This window comes from Lachnoclostridium phytofermentans (assembly GCF_000733755.1).
GTDB classification, from domain to species: Bacteria; Bacillota; Clostridia; order Lachnospirales; family Lachnospiraceae; genus Lachnoclostridium; species Lachnoclostridium phytofermentans_A.
The window spans coordinates 1,394,705-1,416,405 of record NZ_JPOF01000003.1 but is presented as its reverse complement, the minus strand read 5'-3'; the positions used below and the strand labels follow the sequence as shown (position 1 = coordinate 1,416,405).

Annotated in this window: 15 protein-coding genes and 1 other RNA gene; 12 read left to right on the top strand and 4 right to left on the bottom strand. The window is 35.3% G+C overall.

The window, feature by feature from the left end:
- Positions 1–49 precede the first annotated feature (49 nt).
- The gene (locus CC92_RS21665) at positions 50–1,474 is read left to right on the top strand and encodes a hypothetical protein (RefSeq protein ID WP_051650692.1); all 1,425 of its coding nucleotides are present in this window, start codon (positions 50–52) and stop codon (positions 1,472–1,474) included.
- A 98-nt stretch (positions 1,475–1,572) separates the two neighbouring features.
- On the opposite strand, the gene CC92_RS0111515 is transcribed toward CC92_RS21665, so the two are convergent.
- Genes CC92_RS0111515 through tadA form a run of 3 tightly spaced genes read right to left on the bottom strand, consistent with a single transcriptional unit; the run spans position 1,573 to position 3,340 of the window.
- Positions 1,573–2,124, bottom strand: a complete 552-nt coding sequence (locus tag CC92_RS0111515) for a GNAT family N-acetyltransferase (RefSeq protein WP_029502736.1) — start codon at positions 2,122–2,124, stop codon at positions 1,573–1,575.
- 30 nt (positions 2,125–2,154) lie between these two features.
- Positions 2,155–2,850 carry an anaerobic ribonucleoside-triphosphate reductase activating protein gene (locus tag CC92_RS0111510; protein WP_029502737.1) on the bottom strand — a complete coding sequence of 232 codons (696 nt, stop codon included), beginning with the start codon at positions 2,848–2,850 and terminating at the stop codon, positions 2,155–2,157.
- Positions 2,840–3,340, bottom strand: coding sequence for a tRNA adenosine(34) deaminase TadA (gene tadA, locus CC92_RS0111505; RefSeq protein ID WP_029502738.1), 501 nt, complete (start codon positions 3,338–3,340; stop codon positions 2,840–2,842). Before tadA ends, CC92_RS0111510 begins: the two co-directional genes overlap by 11 nt.
- Positions 3,341–3,742: 402 nt before the next feature.
- Here tadA and CC92_RS21660 point away from each other — a divergent pair, with 402 nt between their 5' ends.
- The 8 genes from CC92_RS21660 to CC92_RS0111470 all read left to right on the top strand — a co-directional run bounded on the left by CC92_RS21660 (position 3,743) and on the right by CC92_RS0111470 (position 18,345).
- Positions 3,743–4,921, top strand: a complete 1,179-nt coding sequence (locus CC92_RS21660; protein WP_051650693.1) for an LCP family protein — start codon at positions 3,743–3,745, stop codon at positions 4,919–4,921.
- 270 nt (positions 4,922–5,191) lie between these two features.
- An RNA gene (ffs, locus tag CC92_RS22195) (signal recognition particle sRNA large type) lies at positions 5,192–5,453 on the top strand.
- Positions 5,454–5,740: 287 nt separating this feature from the next.
- Positions 5,741–8,056: a cyclic nucleotide-binding domain-containing protein gene (locus CC92_RS21655; RefSeq protein WP_051650694.1), complete on the top strand. Its 2,316-nt coding sequence runs from the start codon at positions 5,741–5,743 to the stop codon at positions 8,054–8,056.
- Positions 8,057–8,118: 62 nt separating this feature from the next.
- Complete coding sequence (locus CC92_RS0111490) at positions 8,119–9,666, top strand: hypothetical protein (protein ID WP_051650695.1); 1,548 nt, start codon at positions 8,119–8,121, stop codon at positions 9,664–9,666.
- 55 nt (positions 9,667–9,721) lie between these two features.
- Entirely contained in the window at positions 9,722–10,462 is a 741-nt protein-coding gene (locus tag CC92_RS0111485; protein WP_029502742.1) for a DUF6063 family protein, read from the top strand.
- Complete coding sequence (locus tag CC92_RS0111480) at positions 10,449–14,876, top strand: hypothetical protein (RefSeq protein ID WP_029502743.1); 4,428 nt, start codon at positions 10,449–10,451, stop codon at positions 14,874–14,876. Before CC92_RS0111485 ends, CC92_RS0111480 begins: the two co-directional genes overlap by 14 nt.
- Before the next feature lie 329 nt (positions 14,877–15,205).
- Complete coding sequence (locus tag CC92_RS0111475; protein ID WP_029502744.1) at positions 15,206–15,928, top strand: ABC transporter ATP-binding protein; 723 nt, start codon at positions 15,206–15,208, stop codon at positions 15,926–15,928.
- 170 nt (positions 15,929–16,098) lie between these two features.
- On the top strand, positions 16,099–18,345 hold the full coding sequence (locus CC92_RS0111470; RefSeq protein WP_029502745.1) for a tetratricopeptide repeat protein: 2,247 nt from the start codon (positions 16,099–16,101) through the stop codon (positions 18,343–18,345).
- Positions 18,346–18,469: 124 nt separating this feature from the next.
- Here CC92_RS0111470 and CC92_RS0111465 read toward each other — a convergent pair whose 3' ends face one another.
- Positions 18,470–18,811: an Ig-like domain-containing protein gene (locus tag CC92_RS0111465; RefSeq protein WP_029502746.1), complete on the bottom strand. Its 342-nt coding sequence runs from the start codon at positions 18,809–18,811 to the stop codon at positions 18,470–18,472.
- A gap of 115 nt (positions 18,812–18,926) precedes the next feature.
- On the opposite strand from CC92_RS0111465, the gene CC92_RS0111460 reads away from it, so the two are divergent.
- The 3 genes from CC92_RS0111460 (at position 18,927) to CC92_RS0111450 (ending at position 21,634) form a co-directional block, all read left to right on the top strand.
- Positions 18,927–19,556, top strand: a complete 630-nt coding sequence (locus tag CC92_RS0111460; protein ID WP_029502747.1) for a flavin reductase family protein — start codon at positions 18,927–18,929, stop codon at positions 19,554–19,556.
- Positions 19,543–20,055 carry a shikimate kinase gene (locus CC92_RS0111455; RefSeq protein ID WP_029502748.1) on the top strand — a complete coding sequence of 171 codons (513 nt, stop codon included), beginning with the start codon at positions 19,543–19,545 and terminating at the stop codon, positions 20,053–20,055. The genes CC92_RS0111460 and CC92_RS0111455 overlap by 14 nt, the downstream gene beginning before the upstream one ends.
- Positions 20,056–20,335: 280 nt before the next feature.
- Positions 20,336–21,634, top strand: coding sequence for a UDP-N-acetylglucosamine 1-carboxyvinyltransferase (locus CC92_RS0111450; RefSeq protein WP_029502749.1), 1,299 nt, complete (start codon positions 20,336–20,338; stop codon positions 21,632–21,634).
- Positions 21,635–21,701 lie beyond the last annotated feature (67 nt).

The window sequence follows — 21,701 nt, the reverse complement described above, 5'->3', positions numbered from 1 at the left end:
TCTGCGTAATAGAGAAAGAACGGTATAGTGGAAAGAAAAGGGGTGCTGTATGACCAATTACAAACGTTTTGTATCGTATTTTTATCAATATGATTCGGGAAGAAAAATAAACAATACTGGATATGCTAGAATAGAAACTAGTGATGAAATGTGTAAGGTTTCCCTTAATTGTAATCTAAGAACGATTCCTGGACGGGTATGCAGAGTATACTTTGTAAAAAGAAACCGTGATCAAACGGAAGGAATTTTAACAGGAACCGCAATAACAAAGGCCGATGGAGTCGAGGCAAGAGTAACGATGCCAAGAGGTGTTATGGAAGATACCAAGGTACGTTTCTATGACATAACCGGCATAGTCGTTTGTTTTTCTAAGGATAATTATTTTGTAACAGAATGGGATAATATCCCGATTACATATCATCAGGTTTCTGCTTTTGAAGCAAAGAATACTGGTAACAAAGAGGAAGTAAAAGATAACGTTGAAACAACAAAACAACCTTCCACTATAGAAGTTGTTGATACGAAATCAGAGATGGTAATTGAGGTTGTCAAGGTACAACCAGAAACGACTAAGTTAGAAAATAATAAAGTCTTAGGGGATGTTGTGGAAACAAAAGAAAAAATAGAATACACAGGATTAATCGGAGAAGATGTAGTCGAAGAAGAAGCTAAAGTAGATGAAGATAAAGTTGCAGTAACAGTAGGAGAAGCTACAGTAGAAATAGAAGATGGGGGTCTCTTAAAAGAGGATTTAGTAGAACAAGAAAAAGTAAAAGAGGAAGTTAAACTAGAACAATCAATAAAGCTATCATTAGAATCGGAAGAGAGAGAACTTAAAGCTGCAACAATTATAGCTCCACCTAGTGTAAAGGAAGAAGTTTTTGAGGTTACAAAAGAGGTGGAAGAAAATGAGGAAGCAAAAGGGTCGATTACTGAGGAGGAGTTTATGGTCTCATCGATTGAGGCTGCAAAAGGAATTGGAGAGAAAGAAGCCCTATTAGAGGAGGATGAACTTGTACTTGATGATAATGATGAAATGGTAAATGCCGCAAATTGTAATGCCATACCCAGTTTGTCCGAGAAAGAAGGCTGGTGCGATCACCCGTCAGCAAGATCCATCCTGGATCGTTTTCCTCATATGTATCCTTTTGATGACGGAGAAATAACGGAATGTGTTCGTATTGAACCAAAAGATCTAGGGTTACTACCTATTGATGCCTGGGTTCTCGGAAATAACAGCTTTATACTCCATTCGTTTTCTGCCTATCGTCATCTTCTTTTTGCAAAAAAGATGTCACGAGAAGGAATTTATTATATGGTTATGGTACCAGGTGCCTATAACGCAAGGGAAAAACATATGGCAGGAATGTTTGGATTTAAGGATTTTAAATGTTCAAGACGCCGTAAATTAAGAGATGGGGATTTCGGATATTGGTATATTTATATTGATTATAGCAATAACAGTACTTGTTAATTTTGTAATATCATCGGTAATTGTAATAATTTATGAAAAAAAGGTGGTAAGTCTAATATCAGATTTACCACCTTTTTTGGAATGTTACTTATGAATGATTAAATTTCTGTATAAAGCAGTGAATACCTTAAATGATCTTCTCTTTGTCCACACACTTCGTATCCACCGCGTGAAATACCCTCCAGATGAAAGTTTAGTCTTTCGATAAGGCGAATGGAAGGAAGGTTATTTCTCATAATATCAGCTTCTATTCGATATAGATTGTATTCATGAAATATTCTTGGTATCAGAAAGGAGATTGCTTCTTGCGCATATCCTTTATGTAGCATGGAGGAAGACAATTTATAACCTAGTTTGCAAGTATTGTCAGGACTTTTTTGTATATGATAGAAGTTTACAGAACCAATAATTTTATGGGTATTACTTTTCTCGAAAAGATAATATCGAACTCCTTGACTATTTAACAATAATTGCTGTTCAGCAGTGAGAAGAGAGCGTTGGTAGTTTGAGGTATAGAAGTTACTCGGACGTTGTGGTTCCCAAGGCTCAAAATGCGTACGATTTATTAGATAAAAATTGAGAACAGAAGGAGCCCAACTCGGATCAAGAATTTTTAGTACAAGATGATTGGTATAATATAATGAGTCCAAGAGAACTCCTCCTTTAAGATATTATATAAATTAGTCAATCCCACGTAAGGATGCATTTGGTAGATATGGACTTACTATCTCAAGTAACTCGATCAATTCTTGTTTACTATAACCTGTAAGATTAGTACCGATTAAGTCTCCAGAGTCAACAAAAGCTTGCAGGTAATAAGGAGATGACCCATAAAGCCACTTTCCAATATCATCCATATCTTTTTTCGTATGTAATTCCCTGACAATAGTAGTTCGAAATTCATAAGGAATTCGACCTTCTTTTAGGAGATCTACCGATTCTTCTATAGAGTTTATGTTAAGAATTTCTATTCCAGAAGTTTTTGGATAGCTTTCTTTGCTGTTTTTAATATCCATCGCTACCATATCGATGAGCTGATCTTCAATTAGTTCTCGCAGGAGCTTTGGATGAGTACCATTCGTATCCAATTTTACGGAATACCCCATTGACTTTACCTTTCGAATAAAATCAGTAAGGTCTGGCTGCATCGTTGGTTCTCCACCAGAGATACATAATCCTTCTAATATATGTTTACGAGAGGAAAGAAAATTTAGAATCTCTTCTTCTCTATACTGTGAAATTTCTTTAGAAGGAAGAACAAGTGAGGCGTTTTGGCAAAATGGGCAACGAAAATTACAGCCTGCAGTAAATACCGTACAGGCAAGATGCCCAGGATAATCTAAAAGAGTTAGTTTTTGTAAACCACTAATCTTCATCGTACTCCTCCTTTTTCTTTTCTTTTTCTATCTTTTTTTGTTCTCGTAGCATAATAAAAAAGTCTTGCAATAATTTAGCACATTCCTCTTGCATTACTCCTGTTTCTAATACTACTTGATGATTAAACTCTTCCATTTGTAATAAATTTAGAATGGAACCAGCACAACCTGCTTTTGGATTCATAGCACCGATAATAACACGATCCATACGGGATTGGACAATTGCACCTGCGCACATTTGACAAGGTTCTAGAGTAACGTACATAGTACAACCTTCCAAACGCCAATCGTTAAGGTATTTGGTGGCTTTTTCTATTGCAAGTATTTCTGCGTGAGCGAGTGTGGTTTTTTTTGTATTGCGCTTGTTATAGCCACGAGCAATAATTCTATTATCATAAACAATAACACAACCAATTGGGACTTCACCAATTAAAGCAGCCTTTTTTGCCTGAGCTATCGCAGCTTTCATAAATTTTATATTCTTATCCATTGTTTTATTAGTCTCCTTATAGCGACCACATTTTTGCATACTTTCATTTGATATATGGTTAATGAAATCTCCTCAAATGAAAGAATGACATCTTATTCATTATAGCATTTTGTTTAAGAAGTACAAGGCTATATATCCCTTACATTATCGTAGCAAGGGATAGAAGTAAAGGAATGCCTATTTCTAAGAAAGTAAAGGATGTAAGGGAAGCGATAAGATAGGAGAATTATAAAAACTTGCTTACTTTTGTAATAAAATCATAAGATTTTGAACATTTATATGACACATTCTGGGAATAGGCTAATGTTTAAATGAAATGAGAATGGGTATGATACAAAAGTTAGTGGTATTAGGAATTAAGAGAATATCAAAATACCAATAAATCTAACGGAGGATTAGACTATGAAATTTGGGGTTACAAATCAGAAGGAAGCTTTGGAAGAAATCGACATAACAGAGGAAGAGTTATCTAAAAGGAGAAAAAAATATCGAAGTTTTTTAATAGGTACACTTGTTTTTGTTTGTATGGGAATCGTATCTTTTACCATTGGGACACGGTCGGGTAGAAGTATTTTTTATAATATAGCTGGTTTATTACTGCATGATGCCATGGATACTTCACCTGAAGTACTTCAACCAATCGTGACATCTTACCCAGAAGATAATATGGATGTGGATTCTGTGGATATGGTTGATATCCTTTCAGAGGACTATAGTATAAAGACTCCGGAGAAAGAAATTCTACCGAGAAAAGAGGAGGGAGTAAATAACTATCTCTTAATTGGTATTGAGGAGATTTATAATGCAAGGAATACAGATGTTATTATGATTGCTTCTATCAACAAGGAGAGTAAGGAAATCACACTGGTTTCATTGCTTCGTGATACGTATATTGAATATGAGGGGAATCGTGCAAAAAAATTAAATGCCTTTTATGCGGCTGGAGGAATGAATTCACTCATTGAAGTGATTGAGATTAATTATCGCATTAAAATTGATGGTTATGCCTATGTGAGCTTTGAGTCATTTGAGAAAATTATTGATGAATTAGATGGAATTGATATAGAGCTAGGAGCAAAAGAAGCAGCTTATTTAAATAAAGAAAATTACATTTCCAATCCATCTAATCGAACGCTAAAGGAAGGATGGAATCATCTCAATGGAAACCAAGCGCTTGGCTATGCAAGGGTTAGAAAGGTTGAAACTTTAGGTGGCGTAACAGACGATTTTGGAAGAACCTTAAGACAGCGACGCGTACTAAATGCGATATTTGAGAAGTATAAAAAGAAAAATATTTTTGACCTATTATCCATCACTTCCACATGTCTATCTTATGTAAAAACAAATCTTACCAGCCAACAGATATCGAATACGATAGAATGTATCGTTGAGGATGGGATAACAACCTTAAACTCAGAACGCTTTCCTTATCAAGGATTATTTGAGTCACCTTTAGAATATCATGGTATTACGTATCCTATTATTCCTGATTGGGAAGAAAATATAGTTCGCTTATATCAAGATATCTATGACGATACGGAAGAGGAAGCAAGAGCAGCATATCTAGCGTCTGAGAAATAGAATGGGGATTTATATTTTGTTGAATTTCTTGAAGGGTATCTATGTTACAGTTTCTTAACTTAATTGCATTAAAAATTTGAAAAATAACCATAATTTGAAAACCTACTTCACCGGGATAACTATTGACAAGTTATAAAAAACAAAGTATACTAAACCTTACCTTGCACAAACGATAGATTTTTTGTGTGTGGTAAATTGATAGTATCCAGCTTAGGATACTCCTTATAAGGTAGCAATGAGACCACTGGTCTTTTTATTGTTATAAAGTTTCCGTGCAGCCGGGGAGATAGCGGTGCCCTGTACCTGCAATCCGCTACAGCAGGGGTGATGTCTTGCCTAGGATAACTTATTGCATAGCTGCCCTCTATAAGTGACGTTGACGTTTGGGTCTTACGCAATGAAAATTTGTGAACCGTGTCAGGGCAGGAATGCAGCAGCACTAAGCAGAACCTTTCGTGTGCCGTGAGGGTGCCTGGACCGAGTTAACTGTGGAGGTAACGTTTGTGGTAATTATTCGAAGCAAGGCGCACGGATTATTAATACATGACTAATTATCCATATATAATAAGAATCAATATGCCGATATAAATGAAGTATAACCTACTTTTTATATCGGCCTTTTTGTTTTTGTTCTGTTTTTCGACAAAAAGGTAAAATATACTTTCACATTATATTGAATTCGATTATAATAGGAGGATGGGAACATCTTATTTTGTATGTGTTCTAAAGCATGCAGATGGGAGTTAGAGTACAATAATAAGTTTCATTAATCTAGGATGGATAAGGTTACAATTACACAAAAGCAAGGAGGCGCAGCATTTGTTATTAAAACCAAATACGGTGAATCAATTATTAAGAGGCACCGTTATTTTTCAAGAACAAGAGGAAGTAACTTACATATGCATGGTGCTAAAAGGTCGTATAACTGCGATTAATCATGGGAGCCGTATTGTCCTAACGCAGGGATGCATGTTTGGCATTCATGATTTATTTTTAGGGAGATACTTAAGTAATTATGTGGCATCAGAAGACGTAGTTATTTATCCTTTTCCGGTAAGTGGAGTGGATTCCCTTCATGAAATTTTTGCTTTCAATAAAGATTATCAAGGTGTTATTATTTATTCTCTTTGTTATTATATTAGGGAGTTAAGCCGCGTGTTAGAGGAAATTAGCCGCTGTGATGAGTCCCTCTACGAATATTTAAAGGAAGAATACGCTTATTATGTTAAGGCAGGTCATAGTAATAAGTTTCCTGTGTATGTCTTACCAAAGATTGAAGAACTAGTAGCATACAACTCAGATATTGAATTTAATCATAGAGAAGCAGACTTCTTTTGTGAGTGCTCTAATCTACCATTAACTGCAGTAAAAGCATTTTATGGGCATAGTGAGAGCATGACGATGTCTCATGTCGAGGAGGCCTGTTCCATTCTTGCAAATATCACATTACAGTGCCTAGAGATTACCTCACACCTCGAGGAGGGCTTTTTGCTTCTTATGAACAATAGTGAAATGTGCCTCTTTAAAAGAGAGATAGCACTTTATCAGGATTTCAAAAAAGATGGTTTTATCAATCAGGAACTGATGCATCGTATTGATAATATGGTAGACCGTATTAATTCCATTGATAAGGTATTATCATTATATACGAACCATAGTGTAACGCTAGATCGTAAAGAATTTGAAGAATTATATCTAAGTCTTGTTGTAACAAGTGAATCCCAGGAAACAACCAAAGATGAAACAGCAGATATTAAGGCAATGGTTGATTCTTTAAGTGGTTCGATGCGTCAAATATTTAGTTTCATAGAGCTAGAAAAAGAAAAAGAAATAGCATTTTCCACGGCTGTTGAATATTTCGTTAATGCGGAGGATCGTTTATCTCCAGATGATGAAATGAGGTTAAAAAGGAAAGAAATTACGAAGTATTATTATGAGATTTATGAGCGTGCTTTTTTAATAGCCTATAAGAAACAAAAGGCTATTCCTAAGGTAATTGATTTATTTTTAACATATGGATTTGTAGATGAGCGTTTATTAACGGAGCAGCAACTTTATTCCTTATGTAAGTTAGATGCCGGAACAACAGAAGGACCTTGCCGCATTTATACGTTATATGAATGGCTTAGCTTAATAATGCAAGGGAAAAAAGAACCCTCAAAGAGTGAATTCGACTTAGATTATGTGGATCATCTAAGAACGATGCGTAAAAAGGGCGATATCACAGAGAAGGAAGAGAAAGAACTTCTTGTTAATGTAGAGAAGAAACTTCATTACGAAATTACGAATATGTTCGCCTATAACAATAAGCTATTAAATGGACAAATCTCTATTTTCCTTCCTATCCTCTATAAAGAACAATTCTATAATGTAATAGAAAGAGCATTTGTTACCAAGGAAAGAATTAATGATTCCTTTAGTAAAGTATTAGAGATTGACTATTCAGCTTTTCATCGTGAAGCACTTTATGTGAATGTGGAGGCAGGAATTGAGAAAGAGTACATTATGAAACAAGTACTTCCAGAGATTATTATTCTTCCAATTTCAGGTTCAAATGGTTCAATGTGGCAGGAAATTAGCGGTAAAAGAAGAAATAATCCAGGTCGCTTCTTATTTCCACACTTTATCGATTCCAATTTGGACGATATTATGATACGATTGTTTGGGCGATTCCGTTGGGAATTATGCAGATGCATTCAAGGAACTGCTTGGAATGATTTAAAACATAAGTCTCTTACCTCAGAATATGTAGATTACATTCAGTTCTACCGTAGAAATCATGATTTATCTGAGGAACGGAAAGAAAAGCTAAAGCTACAGATTCAAAAGGGAAGAAATAATACAAGAGAAATATTTGTATTAGATTATGAAGCATGGATTAAAGGGGAAGCATTTGGTGCCATTCGATTAAATAAGGTAGCAAGAGAGCTTCTAGCAACCTATTGTCCATTTACTAAGGAGATACGTGAGAAGCTGATAATGCAACCACTGTTTGTGGAGGCATTTGGTAGGTTTCAACGTAACACTGCTAAGAAATTAAGGGAATTAGAGCTTCGTTTTCATGCGTTAGCAAAGGAAAGAATCGAGTTAACGAAGGAATTAGAGAACACCATGTCCTTTTATCGAGATTTGTAATATTTACTGCCCCAGTGGTTTTATTGAGTAATCGCTGGGGCAGTTTGTAATTTGGAGGTACCATGAACCATACACTACGAGATGATATTGTAAACAATCATAGCACTAGAATGCAGTATCTAAAAAAATACATACCGTTTTTTTTATTGCAACAGGTATCTATGACACAATTTAAAGATGGGAAATATGCCATTGTTGACATGGGCTATGTGACAATGGCTCTTCTTCGTTATTTTATTGAAGAAAATCACTTTAATGAAAGGAGTGTTACCTATCAGGAAGTGGCGGAATTTCTATCTGAGCTATTAAAGAATGATTTTTCCTTATCCATTTATGGGGAAGAAGAAAAAGAATTGATTGATTACCTGTTTGATAAGATAAAAAACGATGGAAAACCATTTGTTATGGAGTATTTTGATCCAGCAAAGAAAAAGCAAATAACAGCCAGGGTGAAACTTTTAGAGAGCAAATTACTGGTTGGTAGTGTAGTTTATTCTGTTACCGCAGACGCAATTGAGTTTTATTTAGAAACCAAAGAAGTGAAGGAAGAAAGTAAGATTAATATCCAGCAGCTATTGTTGGAAAAAATGATTGAAACTAAGAATTTTAAGGGTGGTACAGAGGTTGTTAGAAGAATTAATAGTGAAGTTAATCGCCTTAGACTCAGAAAGCAAGAAGTCCTAACTTTACTAGGTGCCAATGTGTTTGAAGGTGTAAAAGCGTTAGAAGAATTTCAACGATCGGGAATGCAGTGGTTTGATAGAGAGCAGAAAGCATTTTTACGTAACAAGGAACTAGCGGATCAGGCACTGAAAAAGGCGAGTATGGCGGGGGTTAATTATCAGCAATCTTTAAAAGAAATTTATGAACTTGAGACGGAACTAAAAAAGGCAATGACCAATCACAGTAGACTTCTTTCAGATTGTACGGATCTTCAGATGCGTTCCGATGAGATGATTAAGAAACATAAATACAGCCGTTTAAGAAATGCATTTGACTTCATGGATTATGTAGAGAAGGCAAAGAATAGAAATGATGTATCCTTACTAAAATCTATTGTTTCACCCCTGTTTTCTCCAAAGATTACAAAGACATTCTATCTTGGAAATATCGATGAACTCTTAAGTTATACTGGTCAAAAGGAAGAAGTCAGTGAAGTAGTAGAAGAAGTTAACGAGGAAAGTTATCTATTTGAGGATGAAATAGAGGAAGAAAGAATATCACAAAACTACGAGGCAATGATAAAGACTTTATTAGACATGTTGCTTGTAAGAGAATCTTTTTCATTGGCAGGGTTTAATCAAGAGCTTGAGTTAAAGTTTTTTGATGATATCTTTAAAAATAGCGATTACTATTCTTTCTTAGTGCATCTATGTCAAAAAAAGGAGTACGATTTAAAGGAGATAAGAAAGCATCAGGATACCTTTTTTGATGGATTCTTAGCGAGATTCCTTGAAGAAGCAAGCCATGAGAGATATCGGAAATTACAATTTTCTTTGAAACTTCTATCAGATCAAGAGGGAGAAGATGAGAAGATTACCCACTTAATCACTGATATATCGGAAAATCATGAGTTCGTTACGACCAACATTTTATTTGTACGACATTAGGAATGAGAAGAGTTCCAGTTGCAAATAAAATGAGATAAGATAGGAGATTTATGCTATGTTAAATAATAAAAGTCTTGGAAAAGCCATGGAGGTATTTCAGGCATTAATTGTCGGAGAAGAAATTAGTCTGGAAACTGGGAAAAATGCAGATTTATATGAGGCTTACAGTAACAATGCCGAGGTTAATGATATTGTGGAGCAGATGGCAAAAGGGATGAATTTAAAAATATATGATTATAATTACAGCTTATTTTTAACCGCCGGAGACCATAATCGTGTGTTTGGGTACACCAACGAAGAACTAAAGCGTGCAATGGGATTGCGTCTAAATAAAGAGCTATACCTTTGCTACTTTATCATGTATAACACTATGGTGAGTTTTTATAGTGACTCTGCAACGTATACGTATACAGAGTATGTAAGAATAGAGGAAATCCTAGAGGCAGTTAGCCGAAATCTTGCCAATATGATTCGTAACATTAATATCTTAGTGCGTAATGAACTGGAAGAAAGAAGCTTTGAAACCCTTGCTATAACCTGGGATGAACTTCCTGTAGTAAGCAGTGAAGATACGAATGGGATTCGTGCAGGAAGAGGTTCTAAATCTGGTTATGTAAAGCTTGTGCTTAACTTTCTGACTCTTCAAAATCTTTTTGTGGAAGCGCAGGAAAAGTATTATCCTACAAATCGTTTTCATGCAATGGTGAAAAACTATTTTGAGGAAGAGAGAGGAAGGCTCTATGAGATGTCGCAACAATTAGAAGAAAAGGAGGGGCAGGAGGATGCCACACATTAATCGTATCCGTGTAAATAACGTAAAATATAATTTTGGTACGCAGGCGTATGATGATTTTATCATGAAACCCTTCTGTCATAATACACTATATGACCTTGCAAATGGCGGTGGTAAAAGTGTATTAATGCTACTTATGTTGCAGAATATGATTCCAAACTGTACGTTAGATGAGAAACAGCCGATTGAAAAGCTGTTTCGTACTGGCGATGGAAGCCAGACCATCCATTCATTAATTGAATGGAGATTAGATGATTTTGATACCGAGAATGGCTTTCGTTATATGCTAACTGGATTTTGCGCGAGAAAAGCTACCAATCAGGTACCAGAAGAGGTGAAAGATACAGCTTCCATTGAGTATTTTAATTATTGTATCTTTTATCGTGAGTATAATGAAAATGATATTAAAAATCTTCCACTTGTGAAAGACAAAGAGAGGATTACTTATACAGGGCTTAGAAAATATCTAAAGGACTTAGAACGTGATAACAACTATGTGGTAAAGATATTTGACCGAAAGAAGGACTATCAGGCGTTTGTTTCCTTATACGGAATCTACGAAAGTGAGTGGGAAATAATTCGTGGGATTAATAAAACAGAAGGTCACGTTAGAACTTACTTCGAAACAAATTATAAGACAACCCGTAAAGTTGTAGAAGATTTATTAATTGAAGAGATTATTCAAAAGTCTTTTACCCAGAAAGCAGGCAGTACCGAGGAAGAAGAGACGATGTCTAAAACCCTACTTGATATTAGAGAAAAGCTCTTGGAATTATCTCGCTGTAAGGATGAAATTGCAAATTATGATAGACAAATAGAGGTTTTACAGAATTTCTCCAAACGCCTAGAAGGCTTAGTAGATCTATACCAGGAAAAAGAACAGTACGAAGAGGATTTAGCAAAGGTATATCGAAAAGCCTCTGATATGACAAAGGAATCGAAAGACAGATTCGAAAGCTTAGAAGAAGAAGTAAGAGAGAGTGAGAAAAAGCGTGAGGAACTAAAAAAACGATTAGAAAATATCAGAGTATTTGAAACAAAAAGAGAAACGATAGCTCTTCGTGCGCGCTTAGAAAAAGCGGAGGAAGAATATCAATCTTTAACGGAAAAGCTACAAATGAATCAGGCTCAGTTAATGAAAAAGGAATCCATGAATGATTACCTTGAGTATCTTAACGAAAAGCAAAAGCGAAATGAAGTTTTAGAGTCTATTCGTGCAGTACAAAGTAATAATTCTGACCTATTATCTGAGATTCAGTCCTTGGTGTATGAGAAGAAGAAACGTTTTGATGCTTATAAAACAGAGAGTGTTTGCTTATTGGAAAGCCTTGCTCTTGAGATAGCTGCACTTCAAAAGGCTCTGGAGCTGGCAAATGAGAGAGTGCTATCTGGAGAAAAGGAATATGCAGTTGTTACCCATCAGCTTCAGGTGCTAAAGGATAAGAGACAAGAACTTGGGGAAAAGATTACTGGTCTCTTAAGAGAGGCAAATCTTTTATTGTTAGAGGAATCAGAAAAGCAAAAGCAGACAAGTGAAACAAGACTTCATGCGCTTACAGAAAAAAAGAAAGTAACAGAAGAGAAAAAGTTACTGGAAGAAGCACTCTATCAAGAAGCAATAATCAATGTAGCAAAGCTCACTCTTCAAAGTTCCACCCATAAGGAACACCTAGAGGAAGAAGAGAAACAAATTGAAAAAATTACTGCAGAGCGAAATAAAATAGAGCAATTGCTTCGCGCCTATGGACAAGATGAACTAAATGAGCTAAAACAAGAAATCCACAGACGCCTTAGAAAAATAATCCCAGCAATCGCCTTTGAAAAAGAATTAATTTTAAAACTGAAAAAAGAAAAAGAAGACCTAGAGTCTGGGCGTTTCTCTGGTAACGAAGAGGTACTACAACTTGCCGCTACAACGCTCAAATCACGATTTGGGATAGATGCGATGACAGGAGTAGAGTATCTTCATACCTTGGATACGAAGAAGCGAAGTGAATTAATTTTGAACCTTCCATATCTTCCATACGCAGTAATCCTTAGGGGAGAAGAAAGTACAGAAGAAATTAATTTAACCGGAAAAGAATTCGAAGAATATGTTATTCCAGTAATTCAAGAACAAAGTTTAGATAGAGTAGACAAGTTATCCTTACCAAAAGGTATTAGTCTGTTATCAAAAGATCAGAGCGTTCTTTTTGACGAATCACGTCTTAAGAAGGAAATTAATAAACTAGAGGATGAAATTAAGGAAAGTAAAAGTCGTATCTATCGATTGGAAGATCAAGAAAAAACGTATTCGGAAGACGAGGAAAAGGTATCCTTTTTTCAAGGAAATGGGCAAGAAACTTATACATTATTGATGGAAAGTGCAAAGAATCGTAAACAAAAACTTGAGGAAGTAGATACTAAGCTTAGAAAAAAACGGGAAGAGTGTGAAGAAAGGAAAGAGCAGATAGAAGCCCTCGGTCAGTTGGTTAGTGAGTTACAAAAGGATATTGAATCAACAAGGGAAGAGATTAGACTCCTTCATGAGTTAAACCTTCTCAAGAAAGAATTTACGTCATGCGAATCTGAGATTGCAAGTGAAGAAAACAGAAAACAAAAGATAAAAGACCTTCTGTCACAGGCATCGGAAGAAAAGATTACACTAACTGAAAAGGGTAAGGAGCTGGAATCTGTTAGAGCGTCTAACAAAGAAGCATTAAATAAGCAGGTACTCCTATGGGAAAGTAAATACCAGCTTTACTACAAAGAAGGGGAGTATAAAGCCTTATCTCTCACTGAGGAAGAGTTAACGACGAAACTCCATGGATGTTTATCAGCGCTAGAATCAAAACATTCGGATTTGGAAGATAAGAACCGTTTAGTGAATTCTTATGTAAATGCAATGAATCGTTGCCTTAAGAGTATTCAGGCAAGAAGCATCTCTTTAACTTTGCTAGAACAGATGCAACAGGAAAATCGTTTGTTTGAAACTAGCGATAGTGAGATATCCTCGTTAAAAGAAACTTGTAACAATTTAGAGCAGGAAACGGGGGAGAAGAAGGTAATATGCGACTCTCTACGATCTGATTATAGTAGATTACTTGGTAAGTGCGATCAGGCTGTCAGTGCATTAAATGAACAATATGGAGAAGGACCATTTGAGTCCTTTGAAGGCTTTGATTTAGAGCGATTAACGATTGACACTAAGGAGCAGTTAAATCGATTAGAAGTGGAAGCAAAAAAATACCAAGGGGTATTAGAGTCTTGTAAAAAAGAAGAAGCATTATTCGAAGAGATGAAAAAAGACGTAGAACGCATGAGAAAGAATGTAGATACTTCCTTGTTTACTGAGGTGGATTCGGATTCTAATCGAGTAAAATACACAGGACTTAGCACAGAAGAAGTACTATCTGAGTTAAAGAAACTTGAATCACAATTTGAAGAAAATGAAAAGCGAGTGAAACAAAAGCAGGAGGAATTTGCTCATAACAAAGGAAAGACTATGGATTCCCTTAAACTTCTAGGTGCTGTTATGTTAGCGGATGAGATCAGTCAGAATGTGAAACTTCCTTACTCTGAAGCTGATACAAGAAGATTAATTACTAACCTTCATGAGGTTAATGATTGCCTTGCATTAGAAAAGGAACGTATCTATAAGGGAATTGAAGATATGCAAAATATCAAAGATAACTTTGAAAACCAATGCTTACAACGTTGTGTCTATATTAAAACAGAGTTAGAACGTCTTCCTAAACTTTCAAGAATTACGCTTGAGGGAGAATTAATCCCGATGATTTCTCTACACATACCATATGTAAAAGAGGAATTTTATAAGGACAAGATGTCTTCTTATATTGATGAAATCGTAAAGGGTGCCGACGCTATGAAGGACTTAACGGAAAGACTTAAGTTTATTCGTAATGCACTGTCCTTAAAAAAGTTATTCTCTGTCATTGTCACTGATATGAATGCAATTAAGCTTAGCCTTTATAAAAGAGAAAGAATTAAAGAACAAAGTCGTCATCTTCGTTATGAAGAAGCAGTTGGAAGTACTGGACAATCCCAAGGTATTTATACGCAGTTTTTAATATCAATTATTAACTACATTACCAATATCAACTCTCATAAGGCAGAGAATAGCGGACTACGTAAAGTTATATTTATTGATAATCCATTCGGTGCAGCAAAAGACGTGTATATCTGGGAACCTATCTTTGAACTTCTGAAAGCGAATCAGGTACAGTTAATTGTTCCCGCTAGAGGTACTACCCCAGCGATTACCAGCCGATTTGATGTGAACTATGTCCTTGGACAAAAATTAATCGATCAGAGGCAGCAGACTGTTGTGGTAGATTATCATAGTTCCGTAGAGGCAAGGGAGACAGAATTCACTCCGTTAAGATACGAGCAGACTAGCTTTGATTTTTATCAATAAGAGCAGACGGGGATGTTAAAGTCATAGAAACAATGAAGAATAAGATTTAAAGGATGCATAGAATCATGAAAGCATAAGATATCAATTATAGCTTTCGTATTCTAATATAACAGAGGTAAATTAGAAGTATTCCAAAAAAGAGAGTTATTTCGTCTGATTAGGAATTTTCTATTACCTCTGTTATTTTATTCATCACAAGGAAAACTATAAAGATGGCGTTGAATTATATTGTTCTATTGATACTACTTGTTAATTGGAAACGATAATGATAATATTATGTTAGATTGTGTCAAAAAACGGAGAATTGTATTCGGAAAGAAGGATAAAAAATGCTAGAGGTAAATCACGTACATAAGGCTTATCAAAATCATACAGCGGTAGATGACATCAATTTTAAGATGAAACAAGGTGAAATTACAGGTTTAATTGGCCCGAATGGTGCAGGAAAATCTACCACAGTATCTATGATAGCGACCTTACTTCGACCGGATAAGGGACATATTCTTTTCAATGGAGAGGATGTTGTAAAAAATCCTAAAAGCATACGAAGTTCCTTAGGATACGTACCTCAAGACATTGCTCTGTACGAATCTCTTACTGGAATGGACAATTTTTTGTTTTGGGGTAATGCCTACCATTTACCAAAAACGCTGAGGAAAGAACGAATCAAGCAATTGAGTGATATGATAGGTTTTACCGAGAGTGAGTTAAATAGAAAAGTGAAAGAGTACTCCGGTGGTATGAAACGGAGATTAAATATTGCGGTAGCTCTGCTACATGAACCCAAATTAGTAATTTTAGATGAGCCAACCGTTGGTATAGATTTGCAATCGAGAAAACAGATATTATCTGCTATCGAACACCTTAAGATGGCTGGAACAGCAGTTTTATATGTAGGCCATTATTTAGAAGAAGTGGAACGTTTGTGTGACCGGGTTCTTATATTTAATCAGGGGAAATGTGTATGGAATGATACAGTATCAAATTCCTTAACTCGAAATGGACAGAAAATCTCTTTAGAACAGCGCTATGAGGAATTAAGTATAAATTAAAAAAGCGCAGATGTGATTTTAAATCAAAGAAAGTAATCCATGATACACCTTTTTAAATTAAAGTATGAGTAGTAAGTTATATTAAAAACAAAGATTTCTAAACGATGTAATATAGTCATATCCGTTTTAGAGCCCTATGGATGAAAAACGAGTGACGCTTGGAGGTTAGAATGAAAAAATATAAATTAATCATTCAGTTAGAACAAATAAAGAAATATTTAGAGCAGGGGCAATTAAAGGAAGCATATAATTTGGCAGTAAATGTTGACACTAAGAAACTAAAAAGTATGTCAGACCTAAGTGTGATTGCGGAATGCTACTTTCAAAATAGAAGATATGTTGAGGCAAAGGAGCTATTTGAGCAAATTTATGATACTGTAAAAACGAGAAGGATTTTGGCGCAATTAGTTCATTTGTCAATTAAGTTAAAAGATATTATAGAGGCAAATTATTATCTAGAAGAATTTATTAAAATGGCTCCAGATGATTTTTATCAGTATATATTCCGCTATAGCATTGATAAGTTAATGCGAAAGCCAACAGAAGTGCTAATTGCGGACCTAGAAAAGCTTCGAGAGGTCGAATATATTGAATGCTGGGCTTATGAGCTTGCAAAATTATACTATAAAACTGGAAATGAAACAGCTTGCCGTAAAGAATGTGAAAAAATCATTTTATGGTTTGGTAGTGGTGAATATGTTGATCGTGCAAAAGCTCTTGTAGCTTTTTATAATGGTGAATTAGATATAAATATGTTACTTGAAGCTACAAAGCAAACCAACAATAAGAATAGTGAGAATAACTCTGAAGGTTTAGAAAATCAAGAGAAGGAAATAGAGGCGAAAGAAGATCTTAAAGATCGATGTGCTGAGGAGATTACTTATCAACTGAACGAGAAAGAGAATGTTAGGAAAGATAGCTTCTTTGTGGACTCTGACTCAAAAAATGATGATACTGCTGACAATGAGGATGAAGGAATAGAAAAAGTATCAGATGAGGAAGTAGCGGTATTTGAGGAGAATGAAACAGAAAAAGAGGATTACCAAGTAGATAGTAATGATACAATTGATGAAGATGACATAAAGGACAGAAAATTTGATGTACTTCAAGAAAATATAGGGCAAGAAGATAGTACAAATGAGAATATAGAACAAGAAACAGGAATGCAAGAAGAGAAAGAGAAAGAAGAAAAAGTAAATTCTACGATAGTTATTCCACCTGGATTTGGTAAGTCAAAACATACGTTATTTCATAAAAAGTATGATTTACGCGAAGATACGATCGGAATAGAGGGTGCTACAAATGTCAAAACTGATAAGGATACTATGATTGTTGATAATACGAATATTTTGGAAGGTGCTTCGGATGAACATTCATATTCGGAATTAGAATTAAATAGTAAGAAAGATCGGAATATAGATACCGAATTAGAGAATGGCAATTTAAGTGCTATAAAGGAAGGAATAGAAAAGGATAGGGAAGAGTTAGCGGATAATAGAGAGAATTTAGAAGAAGATGAAAGTAAGAAGCTAATAGAAGAGGGAAGTAAGAAGCTATTAGAAGATGATAATGAGAGCCTAAAAGAAGATCCTAAAAGCTTCTTCCATATAGACTCAAAATCAAATTATGAACTCATCGATGATTTACACTCTAATCTTTTACCTATATTAGAAGAAAAAGGTATTTCATTATGCGAAATGTTTGGAAACTTTCTTCGAATTGATGGATTAAGGGAGAATTTGCTTCATAGTCTTGAGATGATGATTCATTCCGCATACGGGCTCCAAAATATAATTATTATGGGAAGCGCTAATAGTGGGAAGACACTATTAGCTAAGAAATATGCTAAATTATTACATCGCCTATCTTTTATTACTTCTCCTAGAGTAGCCCTCATCGATGCGAAGAAGTTAAACCGAATGGATTTTTTAGCAAAAAGCGATCAGTTAAAAGATTGTATCATGATTTTGCAAAATGCTCAGTTTTTGACAAGAGATACCTTGATCCGTTTAATGGAGCTTCAACAGATTCCAGAGCAAAATATTATTTATATACTAACCGGATTAAGCGAAGAAATGGAACAACTATGGAAGGATAAGGAGGAGTTAAGCATTACTTATCCAAACCGTATTGTATTGCCAGAATATAAGCTCGCGGATTATCAAGGATTTGCTTACGATACAATTATTGAGGAAGGATATAAGATAGAGAAGGAAGCATTTGAGTATTTAAGTGATAAGCTATTGGATAAAATGAAGTTAAAAAGAGAAAACGCCCTTTCCGAAGTTTTCTCTTATCTTGATCAAATTATTTTAAATCATGAAAAAGAAAATGAACAAGTATTACTGGAGTTAACTCGTAATGGAAGCTTAAATCAATTTGATCTTTCCATATTAAGAAAAAAAGATATTCTATGATGGCTATCTAAATTAAACAGAGTTTTCTATATTGTTTCAGATATAACAATGCCAAACACGCAAGTATTTTACACCTAAAACAGTAGAAAACTAATATTCAACCGAGATTGGAAGGAATCTGATGTTAAAGTTTAAAACGAAGACGGATTTCTTCTTTCAATCGTTGTCCACCTTTTGACTCAACATTTTTGGTTATGTTTAATATGTAGGACTCATTTTGTGCATAGGCCTCTAAGGGTTCTATTTCAATATAATTATTAATGGAATCATATTGGATAGAAGTTTTAAGAGAAGAACCGTCTAATTTGGTTACGTAAAGGTTCATATTGTTAACGGTGGAAGGATTAAGTGGAGCTGTAAATTTAACTCTCCATACAAATTTTCCTGTTTTAAATTTTAAATTCTGTTTTACCAGATTAGGAGTACCACCGGAAACAGCTTCTATATCGATATAATTGGTTGGCATATTATTCACCTCGAGAAAATGAAATTGGATTTTATAACAAATTTATACAGATTTTATTATATCAAATTATACCATACGTGTCAAAAGTAGCGAAGAAGATTAGAAAGGTATTACAATGGAGAAAGAAATATTTAAACCTGGTAATATGTTATATCCATTACCAGTAGTAATGGTTAGTTGTGCAGACGAATTTGGGAATAATAATATCATAACAGTAGCTTGGTGCGGAACAGTTTGTACCAATCCACCTATGGTTTCGGTATCCATAAGGCCGGAGCGACATTCTTATTCCATCATTGAAAAAACAAAAGAATTTGTTATTAACTTAACGACAGAAGAACTTACAAAAGCAACTGATTTTTGCGGTGTTCGTTCAGGAAGAGATGTAAATAAATTTAGGGAGTTGAATCTAACTCCTAAAAAGGGAGATAAGGTAAATGCACCAATTATAGCGGAGTCTCCTGTTAATATTGAGTGCCGCTTAAAGGAGATTATAAAACTTGGTTCTCATGATATGTTTATTGCTGATGTCGTTGGTGTCCAAGTTGATAAGAAATCTATAAATGAAACTGGAAAATTCGAACTTAATAAGACAAAACCAGTAGTTTACTCTCATGGAGAGTATTATGGATTAGGAACTTTGCTTGGTAATTTTGGGTACTCTGTAAGAAAACAAAAGGTGCAAAAAGTTGATAAAAAACATACTAAGAAATTACGGGGTGTGGCAAACGATGAAAAAAGATAATATAGTATTAATAGGAATGCCAGGTGCCGGTAAAAGTACAATAGGAGTTATTTTAGCGAAAGTACTAGGATATCAATTTGTTGATGCAGACCTACTCATTCAAGAAAAAGAGGGACGCCTCTTACATGAAATTATCTCTAACGAAGGGCTTGATCACTTTATACAAATTGAGAATGAGGTTAATCAGAGTATTCAAGCAAAGCATACCGTGATAGCTACGGGAGGTAGTGTAATCTATGGTGAGGAAGCGATGAATCATCTTAGAACGATTGGGACCGTAATTTATTTGAAATTAAGTTATAAGGAAATCAGTAAGCGTCTTGGAAATATCATGCAAAGAGGCGTTGTACTAAAGAAAGGGCAGGATTTAGCAGGATTATATGAAGAGCGATGCCCTTTGTACGAACTCTATGCAGATATTGTTATAGATTGTGAGAATATGGATATTGAATCTACAATGGAGACAATTGTAGAACGAGTGCACACAATTGCAGAATAAGTCAGTCAGACTTACTGAAAATCACTGGAAAAGGTAGTAAAATACAGGGTTTTTCAAAAAAAAGTCATTTACAAATTTGAGCTTTGTGTTATAATCGTAATAAGATATCAATTTTCACAAATTCAAGACGCAGTTTATGTGCATTTTAACTATGGATTACCATAGGCTTTTTGCGTGGATGTACATCACTGCGTTTCACGCATGTAGATGACTGACATGATATGACAAAGCGGGAAATGGAATATGATATAACTGCATTAATAATAGATAGAGGTGCGAAATGGAGCAGTATATTATAAAGGGAGGCAAGGCTTTAGCTGGGGAAGTTACCATCGGTGGAGCTAAGAATGCGGCATTAGGTATTTTAGCTGCGGCAGTAATGACGGACGAGCAGGTTACTATTGAAAATTTGCCGGATGTTAGTGATATATGTATTCAACTTCAAGCAATAGAAGCGATTGGCGCTAAAGTAGAGAGAATAGACAGACATACTGTTAAGATAAATGGTGGTACTATAAATTCAAGAAGCATTGACGATGATTTTATTCGTCGAATTCGTGCATCCTATTATCTTTTAGGTGCATTATTAGGAAAATATAAGTACGCAGAGGTAGCGCTTCCAGGTGGATGTAACATTGGAAGCAGACCAATTGATCAGCACATCAAAGGGTTTGAAGCTCTTGGTGCAGATGTAAAGATTCAGCATGGTATGATAACCGCATCAGCAAAAAAACTGGTGGGTACCCATCTTTACTTTGACTGTGTAACCGTTGGTGCAACAATTAATGTTATGCTTGCAGCAGCGTTAGCGGAAGGCCAGACAATCATGGAAAATGCCGCAAAAGAGCCACATGTTGTTGATGTAGCTAACTTCTTAAATAGTATGGGTGCTAATATTAAAGGCGCAGGGACAGATGTAATTCGTATCAAAGGTGTGAGTAAGTTACATGGTAGTACGTATTCCATTATTCCAGATCAGATTGAAGCCGGAACCTTTATGCTAGCAGCAGTTGCTACAAAAGGTGATGTTACTATTAAGAATGTTATCCCAAAACACTTAGAGGCAATCACTGCAAAAATTGTTGAAATTGGTGCAGAGGTGGAAGAGTTCGATGATGCAATACGTGTCGTTGCAAATAAGAGATTAGGTCATACACAGGTTAAGACTTTACCGTACCCAGGATTTCCGACGGACATGCAGCCACAGATAGCAACGGTGTTGGCGATGTCTAATGGTACAAGTATCGTTACGGAAAGTATTTATGAAAATCGTTTTAAATATGTTGATGAACTAGCTAGAATGGGTGCATCCGTTAAGGTAGAAGGAAACACTGCTATTATTGATGGTGTAGCTGAATTAACTGGAGCTAAAGTTTGTTCTCCAGATTTACGCGCTGGTGCAGCATTAGTTATTGCAGGATTAGCAGCGGAAGGTGTAACTGTTGTGGAACAGATTGAATTAGTGGAACGCGGTTACGAGAATTTTGAAGAAAAGATGAGAGAACTTGGAGCATCCATGGAAAAAGTAGATGCGGAAGATGAAAAGTCTATTCGAAAAGCGAGATTAAAAATAGGCTAAAAATTTACTCCTATCCTATATTTAGCGGACTTACTTATAATGAAAATAGTATAAAATGAAGTAGAGG

Excerpts from the sequence above, each read along its gene's own strand:
- CC92_RS21660 (WP_051650693.1), top strand. The coding sequence starts at position 3,743 with ATGAAATTTGGGGTTACAAATCAGAAGGAAGCTTTGGAAGAAATCGAC.
- CC92_RS0111490 (WP_051650695.1), top strand. The coding sequence starts at position 8,119 with ATGAACCATACACTACGAGATGATATTGTAAACAATCATAGCACTAGA.
- CC92_RS0111460 (WP_029502747.1), top strand. The coding sequence starts at position 18,927 with ATGGAGAAAGAAATATTTAAACCTGGTAATATGTTATATCCATTACCA.
- CC92_RS0111455 (WP_029502748.1), top strand. The coding sequence starts at position 19,543 with ATGAAAAAAGATAATATAGTATTAATAGGAATGCCAGGTGCCGGTAAA.
- tadA (WP_029502738.1), bottom strand. The coding sequence starts at position 3,340 with ATGGATAAGAATATAAAATTTATGAAAGCTGCGATAGCTCAGGCAAAA.
- CC92_RS0111480 (WP_029502743.1), top strand. The coding sequence starts at position 10,449 with ATGCCACACATTAATCGTATCCGTGTAAATAACGTAAAATATAATTTT.
- CC92_RS0111475 (WP_029502744.1), top strand. The coding sequence starts at position 15,206 with ATGCTAGAGGTAAATCACGTACATAAGGCTTATCAAAATCATACAGCG.
- CC92_RS0111450 (WP_029502749.1), top strand. The coding sequence starts at position 20,336 with ATGGAGCAGTATATTATAAAGGGAGGCAAGGCTTTAGCTGGGGAAGTT.
- CC92_RS21665 (WP_051650692.1), top strand. The coding sequence starts at position 50 with ATGACCAATTACAAACGTTTTGTATCGTATTTTTATCAATATGATTCG.
- CC92_RS0111465 (WP_029502746.1), bottom strand. The coding sequence starts at position 18,811 with ATGCCAACCAATTATATCGATATAGAAGCTGTTTCCGGTGGTACTCCT.
- CC92_RS0111485 (WP_029502742.1), top strand. The coding sequence starts at position 9,722 with ATGTTAAATAATAAAAGTCTTGGAAAAGCCATGGAGGTATTTCAGGCA.
- CC92_RS0111470 (WP_029502745.1), top strand. The coding sequence starts at position 16,099 with ATGAAAAAATATAAATTAATCATTCAGTTAGAACAAATAAAGAAATAT.
- CC92_RS0111510 (WP_029502737.1), bottom strand. The coding sequence starts at position 2,850 with ATGAAGATTAGTGGTTTACAAAAACTAACTCTTTTAGATTATCCTGGG.